The organism is Vreelandella neptunia, from assembly GCF_034479615.1.
Classification (GTDB): domain Bacteria; phylum Pseudomonadota; class Gammaproteobacteria; order Pseudomonadales; family Halomonadaceae; genus Vreelandella; species Vreelandella neptunia.
This window is the reverse complement of sequence record NZ_CP140255.1, coordinates 165,172-190,887: the sequence shown is the minus strand read 5'-3', so window position 1 is coordinate 190,887 and position 25,716 is coordinate 165,172. Positions and strand designations below refer to the sequence as shown.

General features: G+C 55.2%; 21 protein-coding genes. 7 read left to right on the top strand and 14 right to left on the bottom strand.

Translation table 11 applies throughout. The annotated features are described in order from the left end of the window. Positions 1-9 precede the first annotated feature (9 nt). The 11 genes from SR894_RS00975 to SR894_RS00925 all read right to left on the bottom strand — a co-directional run bounded on the left by SR894_RS00975 (position 10) and on the right by SR894_RS00925 (position 13,635). Complete coding sequence (locus tag SR894_RS00975; RefSeq protein WP_133731650.1) at positions 10-2,298, bottom strand: ATP-dependent DNA helicase; 2,289 nt, start codon at positions 2,296-2,298, stop codon at positions 10-12. Beyond that, on the bottom strand, positions 2,295-3,986 hold the full coding sequence (locus tag SR894_RS00970) for a VRR-NUC domain-containing protein (protein WP_133731651.1): 1,692 nt from the start codon (positions 3,984-3,986) through the stop codon (positions 2,295-2,297). The genes SR894_RS00975 and SR894_RS00970 overlap by 4 nt, the downstream gene beginning before the upstream one ends. A 52-nt stretch (positions 3,987-4,038) precedes the next feature. Beyond that, a complete protein-coding gene (locus SR894_RS00965; protein WP_133731652.1) occupies positions 4,039-5,826 on the bottom strand; it encodes a M14 family metallopeptidase in 1,788 nt (595 codons plus the stop codon). After that, positions 5,823-6,677 (bottom strand): ABC transporter permease, encoded by an 855-nt coding sequence (locus SR894_RS00960; RefSeq protein WP_133731653.1) that lies wholly within the window; start codon positions 6,675-6,677, stop codon positions 5,823-5,825. Before SR894_RS00960 ends, SR894_RS00965 begins: the two co-directional genes overlap by 4 nt. Before the next feature lie 2 nt (positions 6,678-6,679). Then, positions 6,680-7,603: an ABC transporter permease gene (locus SR894_RS00955; protein ID WP_133731654.1), complete on the bottom strand. Its 924-nt coding sequence runs from the start codon at positions 7,601-7,603 to the stop codon at positions 6,680-6,682. Positions 7,604-7,697: 94 nt separating this feature from the next. Beyond that, complete coding sequence (locus tag SR894_RS00950; protein WP_133731655.1) at positions 7,698-9,227, bottom strand: ABC transporter substrate-binding protein; 1,530 nt, start codon at positions 9,225-9,227, stop codon at positions 7,698-7,700. A 35-nt stretch (positions 9,228-9,262) separates the two neighbouring features. After that, on the bottom strand, positions 9,263-11,119 hold the full coding sequence (locus SR894_RS00945) for an ABC transporter ATP-binding protein (RefSeq protein ID WP_133731656.1): 1,857 nt from the start codon (positions 11,117-11,119) through the stop codon (positions 9,263-9,265). 231 nt (positions 11,120-11,350) lie between these two features. Next, on the bottom strand, positions 11,351-11,686 hold the full coding sequence (locus SR894_RS00940; protein ID WP_022520776.1) for a hypothetical protein: 336 nt from the start codon (positions 11,684-11,686) through the stop codon (positions 11,351-11,353). A 102-nt stretch (positions 11,687-11,788) separates the two neighbouring features. Next, entirely contained in the window at positions 11,789-12,823 is a 1,035-nt protein-coding gene (locus SR894_RS00935; RefSeq protein WP_133731657.1) for a histone deacetylase family protein, read from the bottom strand. Between the two features lie 46 nt (positions 12,824-12,869). Continuing rightward, entirely contained in the window at positions 12,870-13,169 is a 300-nt protein-coding gene (locus SR894_RS00930) for a GIY-YIG nuclease family protein (protein ID WP_133731658.1), read from the bottom strand. Next, positions 13,162-13,635: a YchJ family protein gene (locus tag SR894_RS00925; RefSeq protein ID WP_088702122.1), complete on the bottom strand. Its 474-nt coding sequence runs from the start codon at positions 13,633-13,635 to the stop codon at positions 13,162-13,164. Before SR894_RS00925 ends, SR894_RS00930 begins: the two co-directional genes overlap by 8 nt. Before the next feature lie 184 nt (positions 13,636-13,819). Here SR894_RS00925 and SR894_RS00920 point away from each other — a divergent pair, with 184 nt between their 5' ends. Further along, a complete protein-coding gene (locus SR894_RS00920) occupies positions 13,820-14,131 on the top strand; it encodes a hypothetical protein (RefSeq protein WP_022520780.1) in 312 nt (103 codons plus the stop codon). Positions 14,132-14,208: 77 nt separating this feature from the next. Here SR894_RS00920 and argE read toward each other — a convergent pair whose 3' ends face one another. Beyond that, positions 14,209-15,372, bottom strand: a complete 1,164-nt coding sequence (gene argE / locus SR894_RS00915; RefSeq protein ID WP_133731659.1) for an acetylornithine deacetylase — start codon at positions 15,370-15,372, stop codon at positions 14,209-14,211. Between the two features lie 215 nt (positions 15,373-15,587). On the opposite strand from argE, the gene ugpB reads away from it, so the two are divergent. From ugpB to SR894_RS00895, 4 genes are all read left to right on the top strand, one after another. Further along, positions 15,588-16,913, top strand: coding sequence for a sn-glycerol-3-phosphate ABC transporter substrate-binding protein UgpB (gene ugpB, locus SR894_RS00910; protein ID WP_133731660.1), 1,326 nt, complete (start codon positions 15,588-15,590; stop codon positions 16,911-16,913). Positions 16,914-17,003: 90 nt separating this feature from the next. Continuing rightward, positions 17,004-17,888: a sn-glycerol-3-phosphate ABC transporter permease UgpA gene (gene ugpA / locus SR894_RS00905; RefSeq protein ID WP_133731661.1), complete on the top strand. Its 885-nt coding sequence runs from the start codon at positions 17,004-17,006 to the stop codon at positions 17,886-17,888. 18 nt (positions 17,889-17,906) lie between these two features. Next, the gene (gene ugpE / locus SR894_RS00900) at positions 17,907-18,749 is read left to right on the top strand and encodes a sn-glycerol-3-phosphate ABC transporter permease UgpE (RefSeq protein WP_133731662.1); all 843 of its coding nucleotides are present in this window, start codon (positions 17,907-17,909) and stop codon (positions 18,747-18,749) included. Between the two features lies 1 nt (position 18,750). After that, the gene (locus SR894_RS00895) at positions 18,751-19,809 is read left to right on the top strand and encodes a sn-glycerol-3-phosphate import ATP-binding protein UgpC (RefSeq protein WP_223288615.1); all 1,059 of its coding nucleotides are present in this window, start codon (positions 18,751-18,753) and stop codon (positions 19,807-19,809) included. A gap of 18 nt (positions 19,810-19,827) precedes the next feature. Here the strand turns inward: SR894_RS00895 and SR894_RS00890 are convergent, their stop codons facing one another. Both SR894_RS00890 and SR894_RS00885 read right to left on the bottom strand, forming a co-directional pair. Further along, the gene (locus tag SR894_RS00890; RefSeq protein ID WP_133731664.1) at positions 19,828-21,468 is read right to left on the bottom strand and encodes a bifunctional metallophosphatase/5'-nucleotidase; all 1,641 of its coding nucleotides are present in this window, start codon (positions 21,466-21,468) and stop codon (positions 19,828-19,830) included. Between the two features lie 544 nt (positions 21,469-22,012). Next, positions 22,013-23,020 (bottom strand): porin, encoded by a 1,008-nt coding sequence (locus tag SR894_RS00885; RefSeq protein WP_133731665.1) that lies wholly within the window; start codon positions 23,018-23,020, stop codon positions 22,013-22,015. 325 nt (positions 23,021-23,345) lie between these two features. Here SR894_RS00885 and SR894_RS00880 point away from each other — a divergent pair, with 325 nt between their 5' ends. Continuing rightward, complete coding sequence (locus SR894_RS00880) at positions 23,346-24,509, top strand: glycosyltransferase family 4 protein (RefSeq protein WP_133731666.1); 1,164 nt, start codon at positions 23,346-23,348, stop codon at positions 24,507-24,509. After that, complete coding sequence (locus tag SR894_RS00875) at positions 24,472-25,011, top strand: phosphatase PAP2 family protein (RefSeq protein WP_133731667.1); 540 nt, start codon at positions 24,472-24,474, stop codon at positions 25,009-25,011. Before SR894_RS00880 ends, SR894_RS00875 begins: the two co-directional genes overlap by 38 nt. Positions 25,012-25,716: the final 705 nt, after the last annotated feature.

Below are 25,716 nucleotides of genomic sequence, written 5' to 3'. Positions count from 1 at the left end.
GGTTCTCAATTAGGGAGTGGGGTTGCCCAGCGACCACCAGCGTGGCAATAGCGCGCGCACACTGGCCTGGGCAAAACGATCATCCATTAATACCACAACCCCTTGATCTTCTGGACTACGAATAACGCGGCCTGCGGCTTGCACCACTTTGATCATGCCGGGAATGCGGTAGGTGTAATCGTCGCCCTGGCCAAAGCGTGCGGTTAAGCGTGCTTTAAGTGCTTCGTTAAAGTCGTTAAACGGTGGCAGTCCCAGGGTGGCGATAAAAGCACCGATCAACTGATCGCCAGGCAGGTCGATACCTTCCGCAAAGGCACCGCCCAACACCGCAAAGCCGATGCCTTCTCCGCCGGGCGCAAAGCGCGCCAGAAACGCTTCGCGCTGCGCTTCCGGCATCCCGCGGGTTTGGCTGAACACAGGCACTTCCGGGTGCACCTCGCGAAATCGCGCCAGCGCTGCTTCCAGGTAGGCAAAGCTGCTGAAGAACGCTAAATAGTGGCCGGGCTTGCGCTGATACTGGTGCACCATGGTTGCGACGATAGGATCGATTGAAGCCTCTCGATCACGAAAACGCGTGGAGATATCGCTGCGTATTCGCACCTCAAGCTGACGCGCAGCAAAGGGCGAGGCGACTTCACGCCATACCGTGTTCTCCGGCAGGCCGAGGAGATCCCGATAGTAGTGAGCAGGGGTTAGCGTTGCCGAAAATAGCACGCTTGTGCGGGCTGCTTTAAACCGCGGGGCCAGAAAATCGGCGGGTATCAGATTGCGGAGACCCAGCACCGCTCGCCCACGGCCGTAGCGGGTAAGGTCACACAGGGAGTGCTCACCAAAGTGCTCTGCCAGGCGGCAAAACGCTAGCGCTTCAAATAACACTTCCTGGAGCTCCAAACTGGCATCTTCGGGGTGCTCACCCAAGTGGTCGGTAATCGCAGCGCCGACCTGCTGGGCAGCGGTTACCAGCTTTTCGGGCAGCGCCGTGAGCAGGCGGTAGGCCGGGCGTCTCGGCTCGCCCTGTTCCTCAATCCCCGCATCTCTAATCACCGCCTGCCACTGGCGGGCCAAACGACCCAAGGGTCGAGAGAGCGGCTTTGGGGCAGCGCGACGCACCCGATTGAAACGCTGCTGATCGAGCTCGGCGCTGTACATGCCGCGAGCACGCTCAATTAAATTATGTGCTTCGTCGACCAACACGCCCGTTCGCCAATCGTTGGCCTGGGCCAAACCGTGCAGCAGTGCGTGGCTATCGAACCAGTGATTGACGTCGCCGACGATCACATCGGCCCAGCGCGCCAGCTCCTGACCCAGGTAATACGGGCACACGTCATGGGCCAACGCCACTTCGCGCAACGCGTCACGATCCTGCCATGCCTGCTCTACTGCCGCTTGGCGAGCCGCGGGCAGGCGATCGTAAAAGCCTGCGGCCAGTGGGCATGACTCGCCGTGGCAGGCTCGATCGGGGTATTCGCAGGCCTTCTCTCGCGCCACCAGCTCCAACACCCGCAGAGGAAGTGTTTCATCACTAGCGCGCAGCATTGCCAAGGCGTCCAACGCCAAACGGCGGCCGGGGGTTTTCATGGTGAGGAAGGCGATGCGATCGAGCTGCTGGCGAGGCATGGCCGAAAGCATCGGGAACAGCGTGGCCATGGTTTTACCAATACCGGTGGGCGCCTGGGCGAGCAGGCAGCGCCCGGTGCTGGCGGCTTTATAAACGTCTTCGGCGAGTTCCCGCTGACCGGGGCGAAACGCAGCATGGGGAAAGCGCAGGGTCTGCAGGCGACTATCGCGCCCCTGACGGTGCCCGGCCTCCTGTTCTGCCCAGGCAAGGAAGCGTTGGCACTGCTCGGCAAAGAACGCCTGGAGTTCGTCGGCAGCGGCGTTCTGGCTGATCAGGGTCTCTTTTCCGCTGGTAATATCCAGATAAACCAACGTTAAGGTAAGGGTTTCCAGGCCGCGTTCCGCACACAGCAGCGCGCCGTATACCTTCACCTGTGCCCAGTGGAGGGCGCGCTGGTTATCTCCCATCCGCTCTAAACTGCCGCGGTGGGTTTTAATCTCTTCCAAGCTGTTGGCCGTTGGGTCAAAACCATCGGCGCGGCCAGTGACGGTTAGCCCTTCAAAGGCACCGGTCAGCGGCAATTCGGCGATATAGTCTGCCCCGCGTCGGCTGGCTACAAGGGTGTGCCCTTCGATGCCTTCGCGCGCGCTGGGGGCCGGGGTAAAGCGGTGATCGAGATCTCCCTCCCGGGCAGTAAAGTCACACAGCGCCCGCACCGCCACGCGGTAGGTCACACTCATACCTCAAGCTCGTCGCTTTCCGCCCAGCGCACGTAACATACCGCGACGGGCATCTCGTGACGGTGAAAAAACGTCAGCCAGCGGCGCTGGTTATCCTGCAGCCGATCACCGGGGCCTTTGACCTCAATCATCCGATAGCGCGGCTCGCCAACAGGCGCATCGGGCATAAATTGAATCAAGTCGGGCAGCCCGGCCCGGTTGGCTTTCAAATCACCTAGCAGCCGCTCAAAGCACAGCCGTAGGTGCACAGCGGGAATACACGAAAGCGCCAGCTCAACCAGCGGTTCATCAACAATCGCCCAGTGCACAAAGGGGGACGCCAGGCCGTGTTTCTCCCGCCAGGTGGATCGAATCACTTCGCGGTAACTGCCGTCTTCCAGACGCGCAAGGCAAGCATCGAAGGCGTCTCGCCGCCGTGCCACAAAATCGTCGCGGTATAAATCCGCCGGGCCATTGTGGAAAGGATGGAAGAAGGCCCCTGGCAGGGGGGCGAAAATCACTGGCCAGCAGAGCAGACCAAACAGCCCAGTCAGCAGCGCGTTTTCCACGTAGTTGACCGGCGCCTCAGGCTCGCTGAGTACTTCGACCACAGCGCGTTCGACCCACTGCGGCCCAGGCAATGATAAGTCCCAGCGCTCATGGGCGGGTTCGGGGTCGCTCGGTTCAGCAGGCAGTTTAAGCCGCCGCTGCAAGCGTGGCAGGATCCTCGCCAGCGCCTGGTGCTCGGTTTCGTTGGGGCTGCTATTAAGCGCTTGGGTCGCCAGCTCAAAGGCCGCAGGGTGTTCCCCTTGGCGCTCCAACACACGTAGCTGCCGAATGCGCGCCTCACTACTGGCGGACTCGCTATACAGCGTCATCGCTAGCGCTGCGTCTCCGCTACGCTCTGCTACTCGGCCCAACTGGAGCAGTAACCGCGCGCGCCGTGTGGCCAGCCAGCGGTTATCCGCAGGCGGTGGCACTTCAGGGAATAGATCGGCGGGCAGCTCGCCGTCGTCCAGACGTTGGCGCAGACGATGGAGCGCTAAGTAGGTGTCCACTTCCTGGCGCGACTGGAACGCGCGGGACTGCGGGGTAAAAGGCACCGACTCGAAACGCTGGAGGCCAAGCTCGGTCAAAACGAACTCGGCCCAATCCTGGCGCAGGTTGCCAAAGAACATCAGCCGCAGCCGGTCGCAGGTTTCCATGACCGTTAGCCGCAGAATTGGATCGTTTGCCTCGGGCCACCACTGGCATAACCGCTTGGGTTCATTGAGCGGGCTTGCCAGCGTGTCGTAGAGCACGGTTTTGGCGCTAGAGGCACTCAGCCCGGCGGCGTGTATATCCGCCGCCAACGCCTGGCGTAACTCGGCCAAGCGTAGCTGGTTAAACAGCTCATCGACGCTAAGTGCCGGGTCGCTATCGACCCAGCCAAGAGCGATCAAGGGCGCTATCGCCTCAGCGCTGTCGCCTACTTCGGTATAGCGTAATTTGCTAAGCCGAAACAGCTCGCCTTTACGCATTACCATGCGTACCAGCAGCGCTTGAGAAGCCTGCGGCAAGGTTTTGAACGTTTCAAGAAAGGTAAGCTCGCCTGCTGCGAGCAGATCAGCGTGGCGCTCCCCCACCCAGGCCAAAACGAAGCGAAAGTTCGTCAGGTAATAGAAGGGGTCATCGAGGGAGGCGGTAGGTGTCGCGAAAGCACTGTTCATTCATCCATTATAACAGTGCAACGCTATTGTGACAGTCTCGCCGTCATTGAGATTAAGCATTCAATGAGAGCGTTTGAAAGGCGTTATAGGCCGCCACCACCGTGGCCATTTGCGCGGTATGCGCCTGCACAAAGGGCTCGCCGGTTAGGGTCTCATCGGGGTATTCAGTGATCAGCATCAATGGCGTTAATTGATCGCCGTCTTCCGAGACAAGGTAGGGGAAGCCGTTCAACATCGGGAAAGTTAATGCGCCTGCGTGGGTCTCAAATAACCCAATTTGCGCGGCATTAAATTCGACCAGCCCAGGCACTTGCGCAAGCTGCTGGGTAACGGCTTCCACCAACTGCTCGGCGGCTGTTTCGTAGCCTGGTTGATAGCGCAGGATCAAAAAAAAGCCCTTGGGAATCGTCCACATCTCAAAGCCGCGGGGCACGTAACCGCTTAACGGCCGCGTCCACTCATGGGCCGGGTAGCCGTGCAGATTGATATGCAGTCCGGCATTACTGAAAGCAAATGCCTGTTCACGAATAGCATGTTCAAATGGCTGCCCAAGTGGCTGGCTCTGTAGGTCATTACCAAAGGCGGTATAGCGCGCCGCGTGATGCATATGGCGTGGCTGAGTGGCAATGAGCCGGCCTTGCAACGCATAACCATCAGGGTTTTCCAGCGGCGAGATGACAAAGTGGGCCTCTGGCTCACCGCTTAGCTGAGCCGCGGCACGCAACGCCCCCACCACGCCGGAGGTTTCGTTGGCATGCTGCCCCGCACTGATCATCACGGCGCGGTCACTGCCGACGATATAACGCGCCTCTACCGCTCTCCCCGCTCGTGTCTTGGCGTGTAACGCCTGACCACCCAGCGCCGCCAATAAAGCCTCTATTTGCTCAACGCCGATAGCCTCCTGAGCGCTCTCCAGTTCGACCTCGGCCCGCGGCAGTTGGGAGGCATCCAAAGGCCGTAGGCTGACGTTTAAATAGGCTCGCTCCCCCTGGGAGGAGACTTCCGGCACAATCTGCCCCGGCTGAATGGATCGATCCCCCAGCGCCAACCCTGCACGGCGCTGAAAATACTCCAGCGCTGAGAAATAGAGTTCTTCATGGAGCGCCTCGGCAAGGCTGATATGCTCATCGTCCAACGCTAACCGGCGGTCACTACAGGGCAACTGCACCGTAAAGTTGAGCTCTTCAAAGTAGGGCGATGCTGTCTGCCACTGGGTTGAGGATAACGTCGCCATCGCCGCTTGAAACAGCGCTTCATAGTCCGTCTCAACAATTGACTCGCTTACCTCGCCATTGGGAGAGGTGAGCCGCAGCCAGCCACAGGGTGAGCACTGTGCTTCGTCTACATGATCTAGATGTTGACGATTAGGCGCTTCAACACAGTACGTTTCCAGCTCCCCAGTGCTTCGCTCTACACGAACGCGATAATGAAGAGGCGTAGAGATAGTGGTTGAAATAGTGGTAGGCGTGGTACCCACTTCCTCCCAGCGTAGCGCTACACCTTGCGGAAGTAGCGCCGCCAGCGGGTAGGCTTCCAGCAGAAAGCGGCGTGGCGCGTGCGCTAACGAAGGATACTCAATCACCAACGACTGCAGCGACGCCCAAGAGAACTCCTCTAAAAAGAAGTGCACCAGGGGCTTATAGGCACTGCGCAGGCGCGCACTAATACCCGCGGCCTTGAAGGCAGCTTCTGTGGTTTGACGTTCGGCTTCATCGTCGAAGACCCACGCCTCCAACTGATAGCCTTGATAGGCAGGCGTGGCGTACTCATCAAGCAAAGATCGCGTGGTGCGTGGAAACGAGCGCTCTAACAAGATATCCATACGGGGATCGTTGGTCATAAGGAGGTGCGTCCAGTGGGATCCAGGGCATCCCGGAGCCAGTCACCCAGCAGGTTCAGCCCCAGCACGGTTAACAGAATAGCCAAGCCGGGGAACACACTAACCCACCACGCCGTTTGCAGATATGTGCGCCCTTCAGCCAGCATGCCGCCCCAACTGGGAATCACCGGATCCACGCCCAAGCCTAAAAAGGTCAGGCTGCTCTCCAGCAGAATATTATTGGCCACATTGAGGGTCATCAGCACGATGACGGGGCCAATCAGGTTCGGCAACAAATGCTGGAACAGAATGCGAATATCTTTTACCCCAATCGCTTTGGCCGCCAGGATAAATTCGCGGTCGCGCAACGATAGCACCGAGCCGCGCACCAAGCGTGCGTACTGTACCCACTGGGAGATAATCAACAGAATAATCATATTGGTTAGTCCGCCACCAATCACGGCAATAAAGGTAATCGCCAGCAGGATAAAGGGCAGCGCGAGTTGCACGTCGGCAAAGCGCATCACGATCATATCCAGAAACCCACCGTAGTAGCCGGATACCAACCCCATAATGATGCCGATCACCACCGCTCCGAGGGCTGAGTAGACCCCAACTTTTAGCGAGATTTCTCCACCAATAATCACCCGCGCCAGCACATCCCTACCTAACGGATCCGTGCCCAAGGGAAAGCCAGGCTCCACCAACGGCGGCGTTAACCGATAGGCTAGATTTAGCTCTGAGCCACCGCCGGGGAATAGCCAGCCGGAGAAGATCACGGCAAAGCCAATCCCCCCGACGAGCAGCACACCGAGAATAAACTCCAGGTTCTTAAAGCGTTTCAATTTGTCGGTTTTGATAGCTGCCGTCATGGTTATTCCTTACGCACCCTGGGGTCGACCAAGCCATAAGCGATATCAACGAGAAGGTTGATAGAGATGATCATTAACGAGAGCACGGTGATAACGCCCTGCAAGACCGGATAGTCCCGGGCTGACACGGCCTCAAAGGCCAAGGTGCCAAGCCCCGGCCAGTTGAAAACTCGCTCGACAACGACAATACCGCCCAACAGACCACCGAACTGCAAACCAAAATAGGTGATCAGCGGAATGGAGCAATTACGCAGCGCATGTTTGTAGAGTACGACCGTGTTGGAAAGGCCTTTTGCCCGCGCCACCATGATGTACTGAGAGCGGAGGGTATCCAGCATAGTGGTTCGCACTAGGCGCACGTTGGTGGCGGTTAGAATGATCCCCATCGTCGCCGCGGGCATAATGAAGCTGGAGAAGCCCTCCATGCCACTGGGCGGCAGCAGATTAAAAGTGATGGAGAGCAGCAGCACCAGCATGATGGCCAGCCAGAAGTTAGGAAAAGAGAGCCCGATCAGGGAAAATATCCTGATCATCTGGTCGGGCCACCTTCCCCGCGATACCGCTGCCTTGATTCCCAGCGGTATCGATACCACGATAGACACAAACAGCGAGGCGAAAGCCAGCGCCAAGGTGGCGGGCAGCGCGCGACCGATCAGGTCACTCACTGGGGTTCCGCCCATAAAGCTGCGCCCAAAATCACCCACCACCAGACCGCGCAGGAAACCGATGTACTGGGTCAGGAAGGATTGGTTCAACCCCAAGGCTTCACGAATCCTATCCAGATCCGCCTCGGTAATACTCCCCGCCCCTTGTGCCAGCATGACCGCCGGATCACCGGTTAACCTGATCGCAAAAGAGACGATCAGCGTCACGGCGATCACCACAAAGACGGCCTGCAGTATTCGATAAAGAAGAAATTTTGCCACTATGACCCCAAGCCCGAAACGCTTACATGAAGCTTTTGTGAAGTGTCAGTGTGAAGAACCGGCCGCTCTTGCAAGCGGCCGGATGGCGTTACGTTTATTCACTAACGTCCACGTTGGTTAAACGTATACGGTTATCCGGGGCAGGCTCAAAATTCTCCACCCGGTCACTGACACCGTAAAGGGCATTGATACTATAGAGCGGCATTTCCAAGGCGCGATCCTGGGTATATTGGGCAATCTCCTGGAGCAGCGTTTCTCGCTCTTCCTGATCCGTAATGCTGCGCTGGGATTCGAGCATTTCATCTAACTCAGCGTCGCTGTCATAAGGATTCCAGCGTTCGCCTGTGTGGTACATCAGATAAGCGGTATTGTCGAAGTCGAACGTCCAACCGCCCCATTTCTGCTGGAACATCTCTCCAGTGCGGCCTGCCGGAATAATGTCGTTGAGTAGCACATTGGTCTCGTAAGGCTGGATCGATGCGGTAATCCCCACCCCTTGCAGGTAAGCCGCCACTACCTGGGCCACCTCACCAAAGGTGGCGTCGTTACCGCGCACATCGATCTGTACCGTAGCGCCTTGCTCGACGCCCGCTTCATCCAGCAGTTTGCGAGCCTGCTGCGGATCATATGGCAGGGGCTCCATATCTGGGTCGTTACCGAAGGACTGAGCACCCTGGAAACTGGCGATCATTTCGCCCTCGCCAGCCAGGATGGAGTCGATAATCGCCTGACGATCCACCGCCATGATCATGGCTTTACGCACGCGTTCATCGGCGGTAATACCGGACTGGGTGTTGAACCGAATCGCTTCCACCGTTGGCGAAGCCACGCTGACAACGCTGATCCCGTCATGGTTATTGATGGTGTCGATCATGCCGATAGGAACCGTCGGCGGAATGACGATATCAACCCGCCCAGCCTGTAGTTCAGCCACGGCAGTAGATGGCTCGGAGATAAAGCGGTAAGTCACTTCGTCAAGTTTCGGCGCGCCGCCCCAGTGCTCGGCAAAGGCCTCAAGCTGAACGTCTTCACGGGGATTATATTCCACTACTTTGAAAGGCCCGGTGCCTACCGGATGGGTATTGAAGTGCTCATCGCCATGCTCGGCCAGGTACTCCGGTGGCACAATCATTGCGCCGTAGCCTGCTAGTTTGGTGAGCAGCACTGGGTCGGGCTCATTCAGGTGGAAGTCGACTGTATAGTCATCAATGACTTCCACGCTTTCAATCGCCGTGTAGTTGGAGCGCTGGGGTCCCTGCCCCCCTTCCTCACCTAATAAGCGATCAAAGGTAAACTTTACCGCTTCAGCATTGAAGGGCTCGCCATTATGGAAGGTGACGCCTTCACGCAGAGTGAAACGGATACGGGTACCCTCATCCAGTTCCTCCCACTCGGTTGCCAGGCCGGGCACCAGCTCTAGATCAGGGCCTCTATAGGTCAAACCATCGAAAATATTGGTGGCAACCGAGGCCCAATTCACCAAAAACGTATCGATGGGATCCCAGCTACCCGGATCTTGCGGTGAAGCAATCGTTAATGAACCAGCCTGCGCAGAGGCAGAGAAGGCAACGCTCAGTGCCATACCGGCGATGGCACCATTGAGCACGCGTTTGTTTTTCTTCATTGGATGACTCCTTTTTTGTATCATCTGAAAACCAACTATGATGCCAAACGCTCGGCGCTGCCTACTTCCTGGGCAACGAAATGACCGCTAGCCACCTGCACTAATGGCAAATGTTCTGGCTCATCACCGACCTTACGGATAGGGCTAAGAATATCGCCCTGTAGCAATGTACGCTCCCGCCTCTGTGAGGGGTCGGCCACCGGCACAGCGCTCAACAGCTTGCGGGTATAGGAGTGCTGAGGCGAATCAAACACCGCTCGACGCTCGCCTAACTCAACGACTTGGCCAAGATGCAATACCGCCACGCGGTGGCTCATTTTTTCCACTACAGCCATGTCATGACTAATGAACAGATAGGCCAAGCCTTCGTCTTGCTGCAATTCCATGAGCAAGTGAATGATCTGCGCCTGGATAGAAACATCGAGGGCAGATAGCGCTTCATCAGCAATGATCAACTTAGGCTTGGAAGCCAGAGCGCGGGCAATACATACCCGTTGGCGCTGGCCGCCAGAAAACTCATGAGGATAGCGCTCAGCCTGATCAGCACTCAAACCAACGCGCTCAAGTAACTGATTAACGCGCTGACGGATTGCTTTAGCACCGTGCAACAAGCCGTGCGTACGAATGGGTTCGGCTATCGAAAAGCCCACGGTTTTGCGGGGATCCAAGGAGGCAAACGGGTCTTGAAAAATGTACTGCACTTCTTGGCGCAGGCGCATTTTTTCTGCCCGCGACATGTCGGCCACGGCCTTGCCACCAAAGCGTATCGTGCCACTGGTGCTTTCCTGCAACTGCTGAATGGTGCGCCCGATGGTCGACTTGCCAGACCCCGACTCTCCTACCAGCGCCAGCGTCTCTCCAGGAAAAATGCTGAAACTGACATTTTCCACCGCATGGACGCGATGGCTAACTCCACCAAAGAAGCCCTTACGGATATCGAAGCGGGTGACTAAATTTTCTATCTCCACCACTGGGGCTGCATCGGTTCTAGCGGTATCCTGCTGACGACTTTCACCCAGCGTACGCGCAACATTTCCATCCAGCACCACTAATGGATCCATGCGTGGAAGGGCTTCGCCCTGCATGCTGCCAAGCTTTGGCACCGCCGCTAACAGTGCTTGGGTATAGGGGTGTTGGGGGCGGGCGAAAATCTCCTCCACCGCCCCTTCCTCGACCTTTTCGCCATGGCGCATGACCACTACCTGGTCGGCCATTTCCGCCACCACCCCCATATCGTGGGTAATGAAGATGACAGCCATCCCTAGCTCCTGCTGCAGGTCACGCATAATGGTAAGGATCTGCGCCTGAATGGTGACATCCAATGCGGTGGTGGGCTCATCGGCAACCAGCACTTTTGGTCGGCAGGCCAGCGCCATCGCTATCATCACTCGTTGGCGCATGCCGCCGGATAGCTGGTGGGGGTAACGTTTTAACAGCGCTTCAGCATCGGCCAGGCGCACCAGTTTTAACAGTTTTACTGCTTCGACCCGCGCCGCGTCTTGGGTTAGCTTCTCATGCAATACCAGCACTTCGGTAATCTGATCGCCAATGGTGTAAACCGGATTCAGCGACGTCATGGGCTCCTGAAAAATCATGGCAATCTCTTTGCCACGTATCTTGCGCATCGCCTTATCCGAAAGCTGGGTAAGATCTTTCGGTTGAGAGCCACTGGCGTCACGGTGGAACAGTATTGTGCCGCTGGTAATCTCAGCATTCATGTACTCCACCAAGCGCATAATAGCCAGTGAAGTCACCGATTTACCCGAGCCGGATTCGCCAACGATTGCCGTCGTTTTACCGGGATAAACATCAAAACTCAGATTTTTAACAACCTGGTTGGAGCCAAAATTCACGCCCAAGGAGCGAACCGATAGCGCTGGTGTAATGGTCACAAGATGTATTGCCCCCTGCTCTTAGATAGCGTTTTTGTAAAACGTTAGTCGAGTAGACATATCCTTTCAAACTACTCATCTTGTTAAACTTTTGTCAACACATCGTTGTTAAGCACCTACTAATTTTCCTGCCATTAAAAAAATTCGCCTGCCTGTTAAGACATACATCTCGCGCACAAAAAAAGCCCCATCGCAGGAGCTTTTGATCGCAGTTAGTGCTGATGAGCGCTGTTACCCCACCCGATGCTGCTTGAGCACGGTAAGGCTTCTCTCTTCTTCGCTTTGCGGCTGGGAAGGGGCTTGACGGGTGCCGACCAGCACGTACCACTCGGCCTCTGAAAGATAGGTTTGGCACCAGCGGCCCAGGTCGGCGGCGCTCTCTTCGCGACTAGAGTCGCCGCAGCGATAGTCGTTCGCCAAATGAAGGAGATCTTGACGGGCGGTACGCGCACGGGCGTTGCCACCGTGTACTTTTACCAGCGGGCAGCGTCGGTCATAGGCGGCGTTGGTTAACGCATTAAGCCAACGCTCCAATTCATGTGCCTGAATTCCACCATACACTGCCACGCTTGAGCTCCCTGCCCCGTTGAAAGGGCAATAGCCTGCCCGATTTAGGGGCCGCTGTCACGGTTAACCTTTACCCTTGTTTAGATGCAGTTCAAGACCTTTTTATAGCGCCTGTTCAAAACCTTGTAACACGTTGACTACATTGACACCGATTTCATCTACCGCATAGCCCCCTTCCATCAGAAACACGCTGGGTAGGCCTGCTTGAGCCAGGCGCTCACCTAACGCTATGAAATCTGCGCTAGTAAAGGTGAAGGCACTTATTGGGTCACCTTCGAAGATATCGACCCCTAGCGATACGATCAGGCATTCACACTCCGCAGCTTTAATTTGCGCCAAGGCTTGTTCAAGTGTGGCCATCCACGTGGTAACGCTGGTGCCCGGCGGTAACGGGTAATTGACGTTAAAGCCCTTGCCTTGCCCTTCACCGTTTTCATCAGCGTAGCCCAAATAGTAAGGAAAGGTGACCTCTGGGTCGCCGTGCAGCGAGATAAACAGCACATCGTCACGCTGGTAGAAAATTTGCTGAGTGCCATTGCCGTGGTGGAAGTCGACGTCAAGAATGGCGACCCGGTGTTTGCCTGTATCTAAGGCTCGCTGGGCGGCAATGGCGGCATTGTTAAAGAAGCAGTAACCGCCAAACTGATCAAACGCGGCGTGGTGGCCTGGCGGCCGGCATAAACCAAAACTGGGTTCGCCAGTTTGCAGCGTATGCTCTACCGCGCCTAACGCCACGTCTTTACTCGCCATGGCGGCTTCAAAGGTGCCTTCTGAGATCGACGTTTCCGCCGCCAAAGCATAGTAGCCTAGCTGACCGCTAACGGATCGCGGAATGCGGTCACCACGCATGGTTCGTGCGGGCCAAATATTGGGAATCGCCTCCCCCTCATGCCCAGCCGCCTGCCACTCTTGCCAACAGTTGGCTAGAAACCCCACGTACTCTTTGTCGTGCACCGCTAATACTGGCGCTAACCCATAGGCGCTAGGAGTACGAATATCCACAAGCCCGGACTGTCGAAGATGCTTAAGCACTAGATCAAGGCGTTCAGGGCACTCAAACGGGGTCACCAAAGCGCCGTCGTGCAACTCCGTGCGCGCCTGGCGTAAACGGCTATCCTCTGAATAAAACGTCAGCATTCTGCCTCCTTAATCCACGCCTAATGCGGTAGCGGGTAATGGATACTTAGTTAGCTTCTAATTGCACGGGCCACTGCCTGGCCCAGCGGCGCTTTTGGCTCGGCGTTTGTTGCTTTAACTGATATTCAGCCCGGCTTGCGGCCGCGCGGTCTTCAAACGGTTCGGCACCCAGCAGCGCAACAGGCGGATTTGCACGGGTATAACGCGCCCCTTTACCGGTGCAGTGCGCTTGATAGCGCTTTGCCAGGTTATTGGTAATGCCCGTATAGGTGCCGCGCTGGCACTCCAACAAATAGAGATACCATTGCGGTTCGGCTTTGTGAGGCTGAACGATGCCACTATTCACCGCAACATACCTTTAATTTGCGCCCGCTACCACATAAGCACGGGTCGTTTCGGCGTGGTTTCAGGCGGGTAAGCGTGGGTGTTCCGTCTATATACCACCAGCGTTGCTGCTCGTTAACGAAGCGGGAGACCTCTTCTAATACGTGCCATCCTTTTTGCACTCGCCCCCTTTCATAAAAACAAGCACGAAAATGCACGTAACCGATATTCTCGATCGGCGGTTCTGCGGAGATGATGGATAGCGACTTCCACTCAGCGTCAGGATCCGGCGCAAGCTCTGCAGGGCGGGTAGAGGGATGCCATGTCGCCAACAGGTAGTCGCTAAGCCCTAGCACAAAAGCCGCATAACGAGAGCGCATCAATGCTTCAGGCGTGGGAGCAGGCTCGCCTTGATGATAACGGCCACAGCACTTATCAAGCGTTAAAGAGCTACCACAGGGGCAACTTGGATCAGTTGTGGAGGTCATAAAAAAGCTCGTTAGTCACATCATTTATAGCCTAACCGATACGCCCTATGCGCGTCGCCCGACGTGTATGACTATTGTTCGATATTTATGCTGCGTTAGGTATATAGTGGTGGGGCAATACATTCAGACGATGGGGTACGAAACACGATCGATCATTCTTTCCAAAATTTTTGGAGGTTCTCCTATGAAGGTCTTTAAACCGGAATGGCAGTGCACGTTTAGCGTAAACGAAGGCGCGGAAGAATCAGCAACTTGGAAAGAGAAAATCGCGTGGCGACTCAGGGGAGTTGCGGATCGGCTGGAAGGTGGTGGGCGCACGGTAAAAATCGATTACCGAGTGACGCCAGCGGTTAGCCAACAGGAAGTCGACACTTGCTTAGGCAAGGGCTTCGAAGTAACTCAACGCCTGCTAACACAGTTAGCCCAACAGCAGGCGTGCGAAGATGTGATGCGCCATGCCAAAGCTGAGCTGTTCGAACAACATCCTCAGCACTGAAAAAGCGACATGGTATGAAAGCACTACAAAAAATCCCACCCCATTAACCGGGTGGGATTTTTTTGGTTATTAGCTATTTAGACAGTCTTCTCTAACGCTTTGCCCATCTTCATTAGAAACTCTTCGCACGCTTCAAGCTGCTCAATATCGATATATTCATCGGGCTGATGCGCCTGGGCGATGCTGCCAGGGCCAAGAATTATTGTCTGCAGGCCCTGGCCCTGGAACTGCCCGGCCTCGGTTGCATAGGCCACCGCGTGGTCACAGCACCCTGTTGGCAAATGGTCTTTGGCTAAGCGCAGTACCTGTTCGTTTTCACGGTCGGCCAAGCCCGGCACTGTCACGTTTAGCGGCTCGGTGATGATTTCAACGTGCTTGCCTTTGGCCTGCAGCTCAGCGCTTAGCTGGCCGCAATAGGCCTCAAAGCGCGCGTATATTTCGTCGAAGGTGTCCGTAGGCAGATGGCGAATCTCCCACTCAAACTGACACTCCCGCGCCATAATATTGATCGCCGTACCGCCTTTTATTTTGCCTACGTGCAAGCTGGTGTGAGGCACATTAAAGGCCTCATCGACGCGCCCCTCTTCCACCAACGCCGCCATGGTGTCCTCAATAAAGGTCACCAGCCTTGCCGCTACGTGGATGGCTGAGGTGCCTTGATTGACCTGGCTGCTGTGAGCTTCCTGACCAATCACCGTGGTGCGTAGGTTGGTCGCCCCTTTCTGCGCGACCACTGGCTGCATGCTGGTGGGCTCGCCGACAATCACATGGGCGGTGGTGGAGTAGTGCTCGTAAAAGCGCTTAATGAGGCTTGGCGCCCCCACGCAGCCGATCTCTTCATCGTAAGAGAAACCAAGATAAATGGGCTGCTGCAGAGGTGCCTCAACCCACTTGGGCACCATAGCCAGCACGCAGGCAATAAAGCCTTTCATATCGCAGGTGCCACGCCCATAAAGACGCCCATCGCCGCCATCACGCAGAGTGAAGGGATCACTCGACCAGGGCTGCCCCGCTACCGGTACCACATCGGTATGCCCGGAAAGCATTACCCCGCCCGGCGCCTCTGAACCGATCCTTGCAATTAAATTAGCCTTGGTGCCGCAGGGGCTCATTACCCGCTCGGCACTAACGCCGTACTCGGCCAAATAACCTTCCACGTACTCAATCAGCGCTAGATTGGATTCGCTGGAGGTAGTGTCAAACGACACCAGCTTCGCCAGCAAAGTTGTCGCTTCAGTCATACTTCTCTCGTTAGTTAGGCTGTTTATATCACCCTATCACTGGCCTCTTCGTTTTCCTACTGAGCAGACCGGTTAATAAATTAACGTTGACTGTCACGGCAGGTTCATCGTGCATTCACTAAAACGTCATCTACACTTCTTACTGTTCAGTGCATCCAAAAATCTCAACAAACGCATTGCACGCCTGACTAAGCTCAGGCCCACAAGGAGCTGTTATGTCTCGTTTTACACTGCACGCACTTGCCGTTGGTGTGGCTACTGCCAGCCTTAGCCTGTCTGCCCAGGCAGCCACTGAAGTTAGTTGGTGGCACGCCATGGGCGGTCAATTGGGCGAAATTCTCGAAGAAATGACCGAAGAGTTTAACGCTTCACAGGACGACTACCACGTCACACCCAGCTATCGCGGCACCTATACCGAGACGATGACAGGCGCCATTGCCGCCTTCCGCGCCAATGAGCAGCCGCATATCCTGCAGGTGTTTGAAGTCGGTACCGGTACCATGATGAACGCCAAAGGCGCCATCTACCCAGTGTACGAGTTGATGGAAGCGCATGGTCGCGCTTTTGATAACGAAGCCTTCCTGCCCGCCGTGGTTGGTTATTACACCGACACCAACGGCAATATGCTCTCTTTCCCGTTCAACTCTTCTACGCCCATCATGTACTACAACCGGGACATGTTTGAAGAAGCGGGCCTGGATCCCGAGCAGCCCCCCGAAACATGGGAAGAAGTGGCCGATTTTTCACGTCAAATCGTCGAGTCTGGTGCGGCCAGCTGTGGCTTTACCACCTCCTGGCCTAGTTGGGTGATGCTGGAGAACTTCTCCGCTTGGCATAACGTGCCGCTAGGTACGCTGGAAAACGGCTTTGGCGGTATGGAAACCGAGTTTACCTTCAACAATGAGCTAGTCGCTCGCCACTGGGACAACCTCCACGACTGGCAGGAAGAAGGCGTCTTTAAATGGGGTGGCCCCGGCTCCGGCCCCGACTCTGAGCCGATGTTCTACTCCCAGGACTGCGCGATTTTCTTCGGCTCTTCTGCTTCACGTGCGGATGTCGCCGCCAATTCAGAGTTTGAAGTTGGCTTTGGCATGCAGCCCTACTACGACGACGTAGAAGGCGCACCGCAAAACTCGATTATCGGTGGCGCCACCCTGTGGGCACTGCAGGGCCACAGCGACGAAGAGTACGAAGCCGTTGCAGCGTTCTTTGAGTACCTCTCTCAGCCCGAAGTGCAGGCACAGTGGCACCAGCAAACCGGCTACCTGCCCATCACCCAAGCCGCTTGGGATCTGAGCAAAGAACAGGGCTACTACGAAGAGAATCCCGGTGCAGATATTTCGCTGAAACAGATGACCCTTAACGAGCCGACCGAGAACTCCAAAGGCCTACGCTTTGGTAACTTCGTGCAGATTCGCGACATCATCTCCGAAGAGATGGAAGCCGTAATGACCGGTGGCAAATCGGGCCAGGAAGCGGCAGACGACGCTGTGGAACGCGGCAATGATCTGCTTCGTGACTTTGAAGCTGCCAACCAGTAAATAAGCACTCACTTCGCCGCTTGCCTAATTGGGCAGGCGGCGATTTTGTTTGTTGATGCTTATATTTACTAACCATTTGCAGAGCTGCCCATGCAAACCAAACGCATGACCTACCCTGGTCGCTTTTTGCCCTACGCGCTGCTGGCGCCCCAGGTGATTGTGACACTGATTTTCTTTATCTGGCCTGCAGGCCAGGCGCTGTATCAGTCGCTGTTGCGCGAAGACGCCTTTGGGCTGCGCTCAACGTTTGTGGGTCTTGAGAACTTTGCCCGTCTATTTCGTGACGGCAGTTATGTCAATTCGCTATCGGTGACGGTGGTATTCGCCGTGGGCACTACCCTGCTATCGATGACAGTGGCGCTTTTATTGGCCAGTACCGTCAATCGGATGATTCGCTCACGCAGCACCTACACCACGCTACTGGTGTGGCCCTACGCCATCGCCCCCGCTCTTGCGGGCGTGTTGTGGTGGTTTATCTTCAACCCCTCTATCGGCATTGTGCCCTATATGCTGGAAATGGTGGGTTACCAGTGGAACCACCGTAACTCGGGCAGTGACGCCACGCTGCTGGTGATTTTTGCCGCTGCCTGGAAGCAGATCTCCTATAACTTCCTGTTTTTTCTGGCGGGTTTACAGTCCATTCCCCAATCGTTGATTGAAGCCGCCTCCATTGACGGCGCCAGCCCGATCAAGCGCTTCTGGACGATCATTTTCCCGCTGCTCACGCCTACCACCTTCTTCTTGCTGGTGGTTAACGTGGTGTACGCCATGTTCGACACCTTCGCGATTATTCACGCCACCACCGCAGGCGGCCCGGCCCAGGCCACTAACATACTGGTTTACAAAGTGTATGCCGACGGTTTTGTCGGGCTAAACCTTGGCTCGTCCGCGGCTCAGTCGGTGATTCTGATGGTGATTGTGGTGGCATTAACGATGATTCAATTCCGCTTTATTGAGCGCCGAGTCAATTACTAAGCCTTAGGGAGAACGTTAATGGTTGAAAACCGCCCTTGGGCTAACCTGATAGCCCATATTGTTTTGATCTCTGGTGTCGCGCTGGTGGCTTTTCCGGTGTATGTCGCGATCATCGCCTCTACCCACTCCCTCTCGGGCTTGCTGCAGGGCACGCTACCACTGCTGCCCGGCGGTCACGGGATCGAAAACTACACGCGGATGTGGCAGTCGGGCGTCTCCAATGCTGGCGCACCGCCGGCCGCCCTGATGCTCTGGAACAGTTTTATAATGGCCATGGCGATCACGGTAGGAAAGTTGTCTATTTCGCTACTTTCCGCCTTTGCCATCGTCTACTTCCGCTTCCGCTTCCGGATGTTCTTCTTCTGGGTGATCTTCGTCACGTTGATGCTGCCGGTGGAAGTGCGCATTATTCCGACTTTTCAGGTCGTCGCGGATCTTAATATGCTCAATAGCTTTGCCGGGCTGTCGATCCCGCTGATTGCCTCGGCTACCGCAACCTTCTTGTTCCGCCAGTTCTTTATGACCATTCCCGAAGAGATGCTCGAAGCCGCCCGAGTCGATGGCGCAGGGCCGCTGAAGTTTTTTAAAGACATACTGATGCCGCTGTCGGTAACCAATATCGCCGCGCTGTTTGTGATCATGTTTATCTACGGCTGGAACCAGTACCTCTGGCCGTTAATTATCACTACCGACCCTGATTATTACACCATCGTGATGGGCATTCAGCGCATGACCTCGGAAGAGAACCCTCAGTGGCAACTGGTGATGGCGGCAGTGGTGATGGCAGCGCTGCCGCCGGTTTTAGTGATTCTGTTTATGCAACGCCTATTTGTGAAAGGCCTGACCGAGACGGAGAAATAAGATGGCCAGCATTACCTTGGAAGGGCTAAAGAAAACCTATAGCGGCGATGTTCACGCCGTCAAAGGCATCGATTTACAGATTGAAGATGGGGAATTTGTGGTGCTGGTCGGGCCTTCCGGCTGCGGCAAATCTACCCTGCTGCGCATGGTGGCAGGGCTTGAAACCATTACCGAGGGCACGCTCAAAATCGGTGACCGGGTGGTCAATAAGCTAGAACCCGCCGAGCGTGATATCGCCATGGTGTTCCAGAACTATGCGCTCTACCCGCATATGACGGTGTACAACAACCTTGCTTACGGCCTCAAGAACCGCGGGTTTAACAAAGAAGACATTGAAAAGCGCGTGCGAATTGCCGCCAAAATGCTCGAGATCGAAGATTTTCTAGAGCGCAAGCCGCGCAAGCTCTCCGGCGGCCAGCGCCAGCGGGTAGCCATGGGCCGTGCCCTGGTGCGCGAGCCTGCGGCGTTTCTATTCGACGAACCGCTCTCCAACCTGGATGCCAAGCTGCGGGTGCAGATGCGCGTGGAGATCAAACAGCTGCAGCGGCGCCTGAAGACTACCAGCCTCTATGTGACCCACGACCAGCTGGAAGCCATGACCCTGGGTGACCGTTTAGTGGTGCTTAACGCCGGGCAGATTGAGCAAGTGGGCACGCCCATGGAGATCTATGCCCGCCCCGCCACCATGTTCGTCGCCGGGTTTATCGGCTCCCCCGCCATGAACATGCTACCGGTGGATTACTTGAAAGAACAAGGCGCCAACGGTCTACTGGATAACCTACCCGAAGGCACCGATGTCGTCGGCATTCGACCGGATGATATGCATCTAGCGCCGCCGACTGCGCCTCACCTAATTGTCGACTCTACGCTTGCGCTGTTTGAAGCCGCGGGGGCCGAAAGCCACCTGTATGTGACCCTGGCCGATAGCGACCAGCCCACAGTCATCCGCGTATCGGGGCAGCCGCCGGTCGCTGAAGGCGAGACGTTACGCTTCTATGTCACTTTAGAAGCGCTGCATCCCTTCAACAGCGCTACGGGGAAACGCACGGAAACACGATAGAGGCATAAAAGCGACTTATTACGCGCCCTCTTGAGCCAAGTCGATGATCCGCCCTTCGACTTGGTAGAATACCTCTTTACGCTCCACCATATAGTCGCGCAGCATTTCCCAGTCTGTATTGCCGACGATGGTGTTACGACCATCTTCATAGGCAGCGCCAAGCACCGTATGGCTGTCGCCACCGGCGGCGGTAAAGCTATTGGTGGCGATGGTATAGGTACGCTCTGGATCAATCGCCTGCATCGCGCCTTCCTGGGCAACGTGTAGGCTCACAACCCGCTCACCTGGCGGCTCGCTGCTGTCATACACCAACTCAACGCCTGCTGACACCTGCAGAAAACCGCCATCCTCGCCGGGTGCATTGGCCAGGGCGATTTCGAAGGTTTCCAACAGTTCAGCGCCGGTGACGTCAAGCAGCGTCAGGCGATTGCCAAATGGTTGTACGGCGATTAGATCGCCTACGGACACATCCCCCCTTTCAATCGCTTCACGGATACCGCCGCTATTTTGGATCGCCATGACCGTGTCGGGCGCTACCTGCTGCGCGGCATGCAGTTGGGCATCGGTAATCAAGTTGCCTAGCGCTGTTTCATTGGCTCGCACGCTCCGTTCATCACCGCTGCCGTGGCGGGGATTGGGTAACTCGGCGATCGCCTTGGCGCCGATCAAGGTATCCCGTAATGTTTCAATTTCCGCGGTGTAGGGTTCAAGCCGCTGAGCCGCGTCAGAATCCGCTTCGCGGTCGTCGGCGGCCAGCAGCTCACCACTGGCATCCACCACCACGCCGTTCTCGTCGAAGATGACCTGCATAACCCCCAGGTGCTGGCCATACTCGCCTGCCTGGCCAATCACCGTTGGTGATGTGAGCGTCTCACCAGCGCGACTCTCGCTCAGCAGCCTGGGGGGCGACACTTGGGTATGGCTGTGGCCACCAATAATAATGTCGATGCCTTCAACATGCTCTGCCAGCAGCAGGTCGTTACCTACGCTGGGGTCGCTGTCGTAACCAAGGTGGGTAAGGGCAATAATTTTGTTAACACCCTGCTCTTCAAAGCTTGCCACCATGACTTCAGCGGCTTGACGGTAATCACTAATAGTAACGTGGCCAGGACTAGAGATCGTCTCGCTGTCTAGAGTGCTTAACCCAAAGATGCCGATAGGCTCGCCGTTATGCTCAACAATAATGCCGTCATAAAGCGTCCCCGCTTGCGGGTCAGCACTGACTGACTCACCCAGCATGTCAGCAAACTCCGGGCCTGCGGAGAAGACCAGATTAGCCCCTAAAATAGGAAATTCGGCGCCTGCGAAAAACGCTGCTAGCGCTTGGTGACCTTGCTGTGGATCACCTAAATCGAACTCATGGTTGCCGGGCACAAAGGCGTCGTAGCCCATCAAGTTCATAAACTCCAGCGCATCCTGGCCCTGAGATTCAGTGAAGTAGAGCGTGCCCGAAAAGATATCGCCAGCGTCTAGCAATAATCCTTCGCCGTAAGTCTCCCGCGCCTCATTCAGCGTGGTGATCAAATAGGGATACTGATCGGTACGCCCATGTAGATCGTTGGTGTGAAATAGCGTCAGAGTGTAATTATCAGCAAAGGCGGGAGGAACGGAGGCAAATAGCGCTGTCCCTAGCGCCAAGCCATAGCGGTGAAAACGCATTCAAATGACTCCTTTCATAATAGTGTTCAGACACCCTAGCAGTAAAGATAGGGCTCTTCGTCATTCGGTATGGAATTATTTCTGACAACTGACCTGTGGGAGGGAGCTTTAGCTCGCGACCGTTTAGGCTGTCAGCCTGACAACACCTGGGTACCTTTGGTACCCTTCGCCCGCTGGAAGCGGCCTCCCACAACAGACAGTTGGCTTGGTGGTTCTGTCTGAACCGTGAGGCACAAAATGTGCCGGTTAATATTAAATCCACATTAGATGACGAATAACCAAAGATAGCCTACCAGCGACATTTCGTCTCCATGGCAAAATTATTACCTTCTCTCCTCTCCTTAAGTTTACGGTTCGAGAAATAACTCACCGAGAATAAAGAGCGCCTCTTTGAGGGCAGCCAGGTAAAGCATGAAATATAAAAACGCTAAAAACCGGTGTGGAATTATCCACACCGGTAAAGATCGAAACATGCGAGCTAACTAAAAGCTAAAGAACTAATGCAAAAAACAATGCAACACTACCGCTTACATCACTCTATTAATTAGAAGTGATAGCGAGCGCCTAGTGCGTAGTACATATCTTCTTCGAAGTCATTAACAGCATCCAGGTTACGATCGTTAAGCTCGAGGAACATATCGAAATTGCTAGACAGCTTGTACATGGATCCTAGCGCCCAAGCGTTGCGCTCATCGCTAGCGCCGTCTACATCGATGTTGTAGTAATCGGCGAAGAACTTCCAGGAATCGATAGCGAAAGTCGCACCAACACCGATTTTATCGAAACCGCCACCGTTAACATCGTCATCACCGCGGGTTTCATAACCTACACGTGCAGAGAATGAGTCCGTAATGCTGAATTCACCCGTTGCGCCATAGCGCATTTCATCATTACCGCCGCCAATCGCTACATCATCGACAAAACCTAGCGCCAGACGTGCTGGGCCTGTTTCATAAACTAAACCACCTTGAGCGGCAATATCACTGCCACCGGTTGCCTCAATCTCTGCATCGGTCATGCCACGCTCAGAGAAATGCTTGGCAGAAATAACTGCCTGAAAGCCACTCATTTTCGGCGTTTTATAGCCAATAGAGTCGCCACGTGCCTGTAGGCCGCCACCAGCAAACTCGTAGCCACGCTCAACGTAGACATCGAACGGCGTCATAACGTAGTTATCGTAAAAACTGTTGTAATTACCGGCCATAAAGGTACCGAACTGCTGGCTTTCCAGGCCTAGGTAACTGTTACGCACCTCATCGAAACCAGAGGATGTATTACGTTCGTCACCCGTAAAACGCCACTCTACACGGGCGAATGCACGCAGGTCTGAAGAAATCTGGTGACCAGCGGTAATCCGCAGACGGGAGCCGAAATTGCGGAACTCTTCGCCGTTATCAACACCGTCATCAACACCGCCACCTTCAAACCCCATGGCAATACGGCCGTAGATTTCCAGGTCGGTACCGTCTTGATCATAAACGGTTGCTGCTTGTGCTGCAGAGGCTGCCAATAAACCGCTAACGGCCATGGCCAGTGTCGTTTTTTTAAACATGATTGTTCCCATTGAAGTAGTTAATGCTTGCGCTTTGCGAAGGCACAATGAAGGACGAATAACGCCTCAACGCAGGCAACCTTAAAGGAGTTATATTTCATTAATTTTAAAGTTTTATTTTTTAGGGAACTTATTTTTTAATGTGATTTAAAATAAAACTGCCATCCAAATTTAACATTGAACTGATATAGGAATAGATGACTGTAGCACTTTATCTATCAACCTATTTATTTAAGCGTGTCATCACTTATTCACCTGTTTGACTCGGCAGTGTCATTCACCTCTCCCACACTGGACGAAAACGTGATAAAGGGATGAATCGCTTATGCGGCTCTGCATCGTTAGTGAGACATGGTCACCGGACATCAATGGTGTTGCCCATACGTTGAGCCGGTTAAGCTATGAACTTAACCGGCAAGGAGTGCCGGTAGATGTGATCCGCCCGCGACCTCGAAGCGCAGGGAATGCAACCGGTGTTAACCGGGAATTACAGGTGCAACGCTTTGCCTTACCCGGCTACACGGATGTGCAAGTGGGGCTGGTTAGGCCCACTACGCTGCGCCGTTTTTGGCGCCAACATCGCCCCGATGTTATCTACCTAGCGACCCAAGGCCCTCTCGGCTGGGCGGCACGCCAAGCGGCACGGCAACTCAATATCCCTTTGGTAGCAGGCTGGCATACTAACTTTGACCACTACTGTGAAGATTACGGCGTCAATTGGCTGGCTTCGACTACACGCCGCTACCTACGCTACTTCCATAACGGCTGTGACTTGACGTTAGTGCCGACTCATCAGCAAGCTAAAGCCCTGCAGCGACAAGGGATCCGGGGTGTCCATGTGCTATCACGCGGGCTGGATGGAGAGCGCTTCTCACCCAACCATCGCGATGCTCAATTGCGCCAGCGCTGGGGGGTCAGCGAGCATCAGCCGGTGGCCCTTTACGTTGGCCGGTTAGCCGCAGAAAAAAACCTCACCCTGCTCCATGAAAGCCTTCAAGCCATGCGCGAGGTACGGCCCGATATCGCCCAGGTAATCGTTGGCGATGGCCCCGCACGGGCACAGCTGGAAAAGGCGCTCCCCGATGCCCATTTCACTGGTTTCGTAGGGCAAGAATCCCTCGCTCGCCACTACGCCAGCGCCGACCTGTTTATTTTCCCCTCGCTTTCCGAAACCTGGGGCAATGTAGTGGCGGAAGCCATGGCCAGCGGCTTAGCCGTGGTGGCCTATGATCACGCAGCCAGCGCTGAACTGATTAGCAGCGGCCACAACGGTGTCACCGTCCCAGCTGGTAATAGCGCCGCTTTCCAACAGGCAGCGGTGGAGCTGTGCCAACACCCCGCTGATTACGCTCGTTTAGGCCGAGTAGCGCGTTTACGTGCCCTTGAGCAGAGCTGGACGGGGATTGCCGAGCAGTTTTTGAGTTACCTACACCAAGCCCAGGAGGCTCATCATGCGCCCGCGTCCGCTTGTCGTATTCGATCGTCTTGACCTGCTGGAGTGGCAGTTCTGCCAGCGCATTTCGCGGCTGTCGACCTACCGCCCCTGGCGAATCACACTTCAGGCCGCCAGCCGCTTAGGCGATTGGCCTGTTTGGGTGCTGCTGATTCTCGCCCAGCCTTGGCTTCAGCCAAATGGCGCCTGGCGTGTTTTGCAGTACAGCGTCATCGCACTATTTGCCGTGGCGGTATATCGGCTAGTGAAAACCCGCTTATGCCGTGAACGGCCCTTCATTACCTATAGTGAAGGTATTGAATGCTGTGAACCGGCCCGTGACCGATACAGCTTTCCCAGCGGCCATACCATGCACGCAGTGATGTTTAGCGTTTTAGTCGTCGCCCACACGCCCTGGCTGCTACCGGTGGTGCTGCCATTAACGCTGCTGATAGCGATCTCACGGGTAGGGTTAGGATTGCACTATGTCAGCGATGTGCTGGCAGGGGCAGCGATGGGCTACGCTTTTGCCTTGGCCAGCCTGTATTGGATGGGGTAAAACGCGTCCTGCCCCTTAATGGACAACCCTTTGATGGACAGCCGCGTGATAGACAGTCAGCGCAAAAACGCCCGCTTATGCGGGCGTTTTACTTTCAAGGCAGGTAGTTAAATATCAGGCGGCATATCATCACGCTCATCAATTCTAGCCATGAATGATGTCTTAAACATCATATACACGCCCAGTCCTGAGAACCCTAAGAACAAAACAAACATGCATAACATCAATGCCATCGCCATAATCTTGTCCCTGATAGTGAGCGGTCGTTACGTTGACGTTTTCTAACCGCTGCATTTCGATTTCATCGAAGGATAGACCAAAACAACGCATTAATCTGTGCGGTAGCGATCCGTACAGTTACCGCACGACAAGACGTTCAAAAAAACCATTTAAAATCAATATCTAATATATAAAGCTGCGCGCACAAAAAAACCACCTCATTTTCATGAGATGGTTGTTTTGCATCAGACCACTCCTTTGTTTGATGAACAGCGCCTCCTTGCGCTGTAACCAGTGAGTGGGCTGAATATCCTTCAACATCCTGTTTATCTTTCGGCTTCCTGCCTTCCTTTTGCTTGTCAGCCCACTCACTCAGTTTTTTGCAAACACTAGATTTGAACGTTTAACTCTAAACAGCTGAATAACTGAAACATTTCTGTGCAACCACCTAGTAAATGCATGTATTGCGCCAAAAGCCCCATTGAA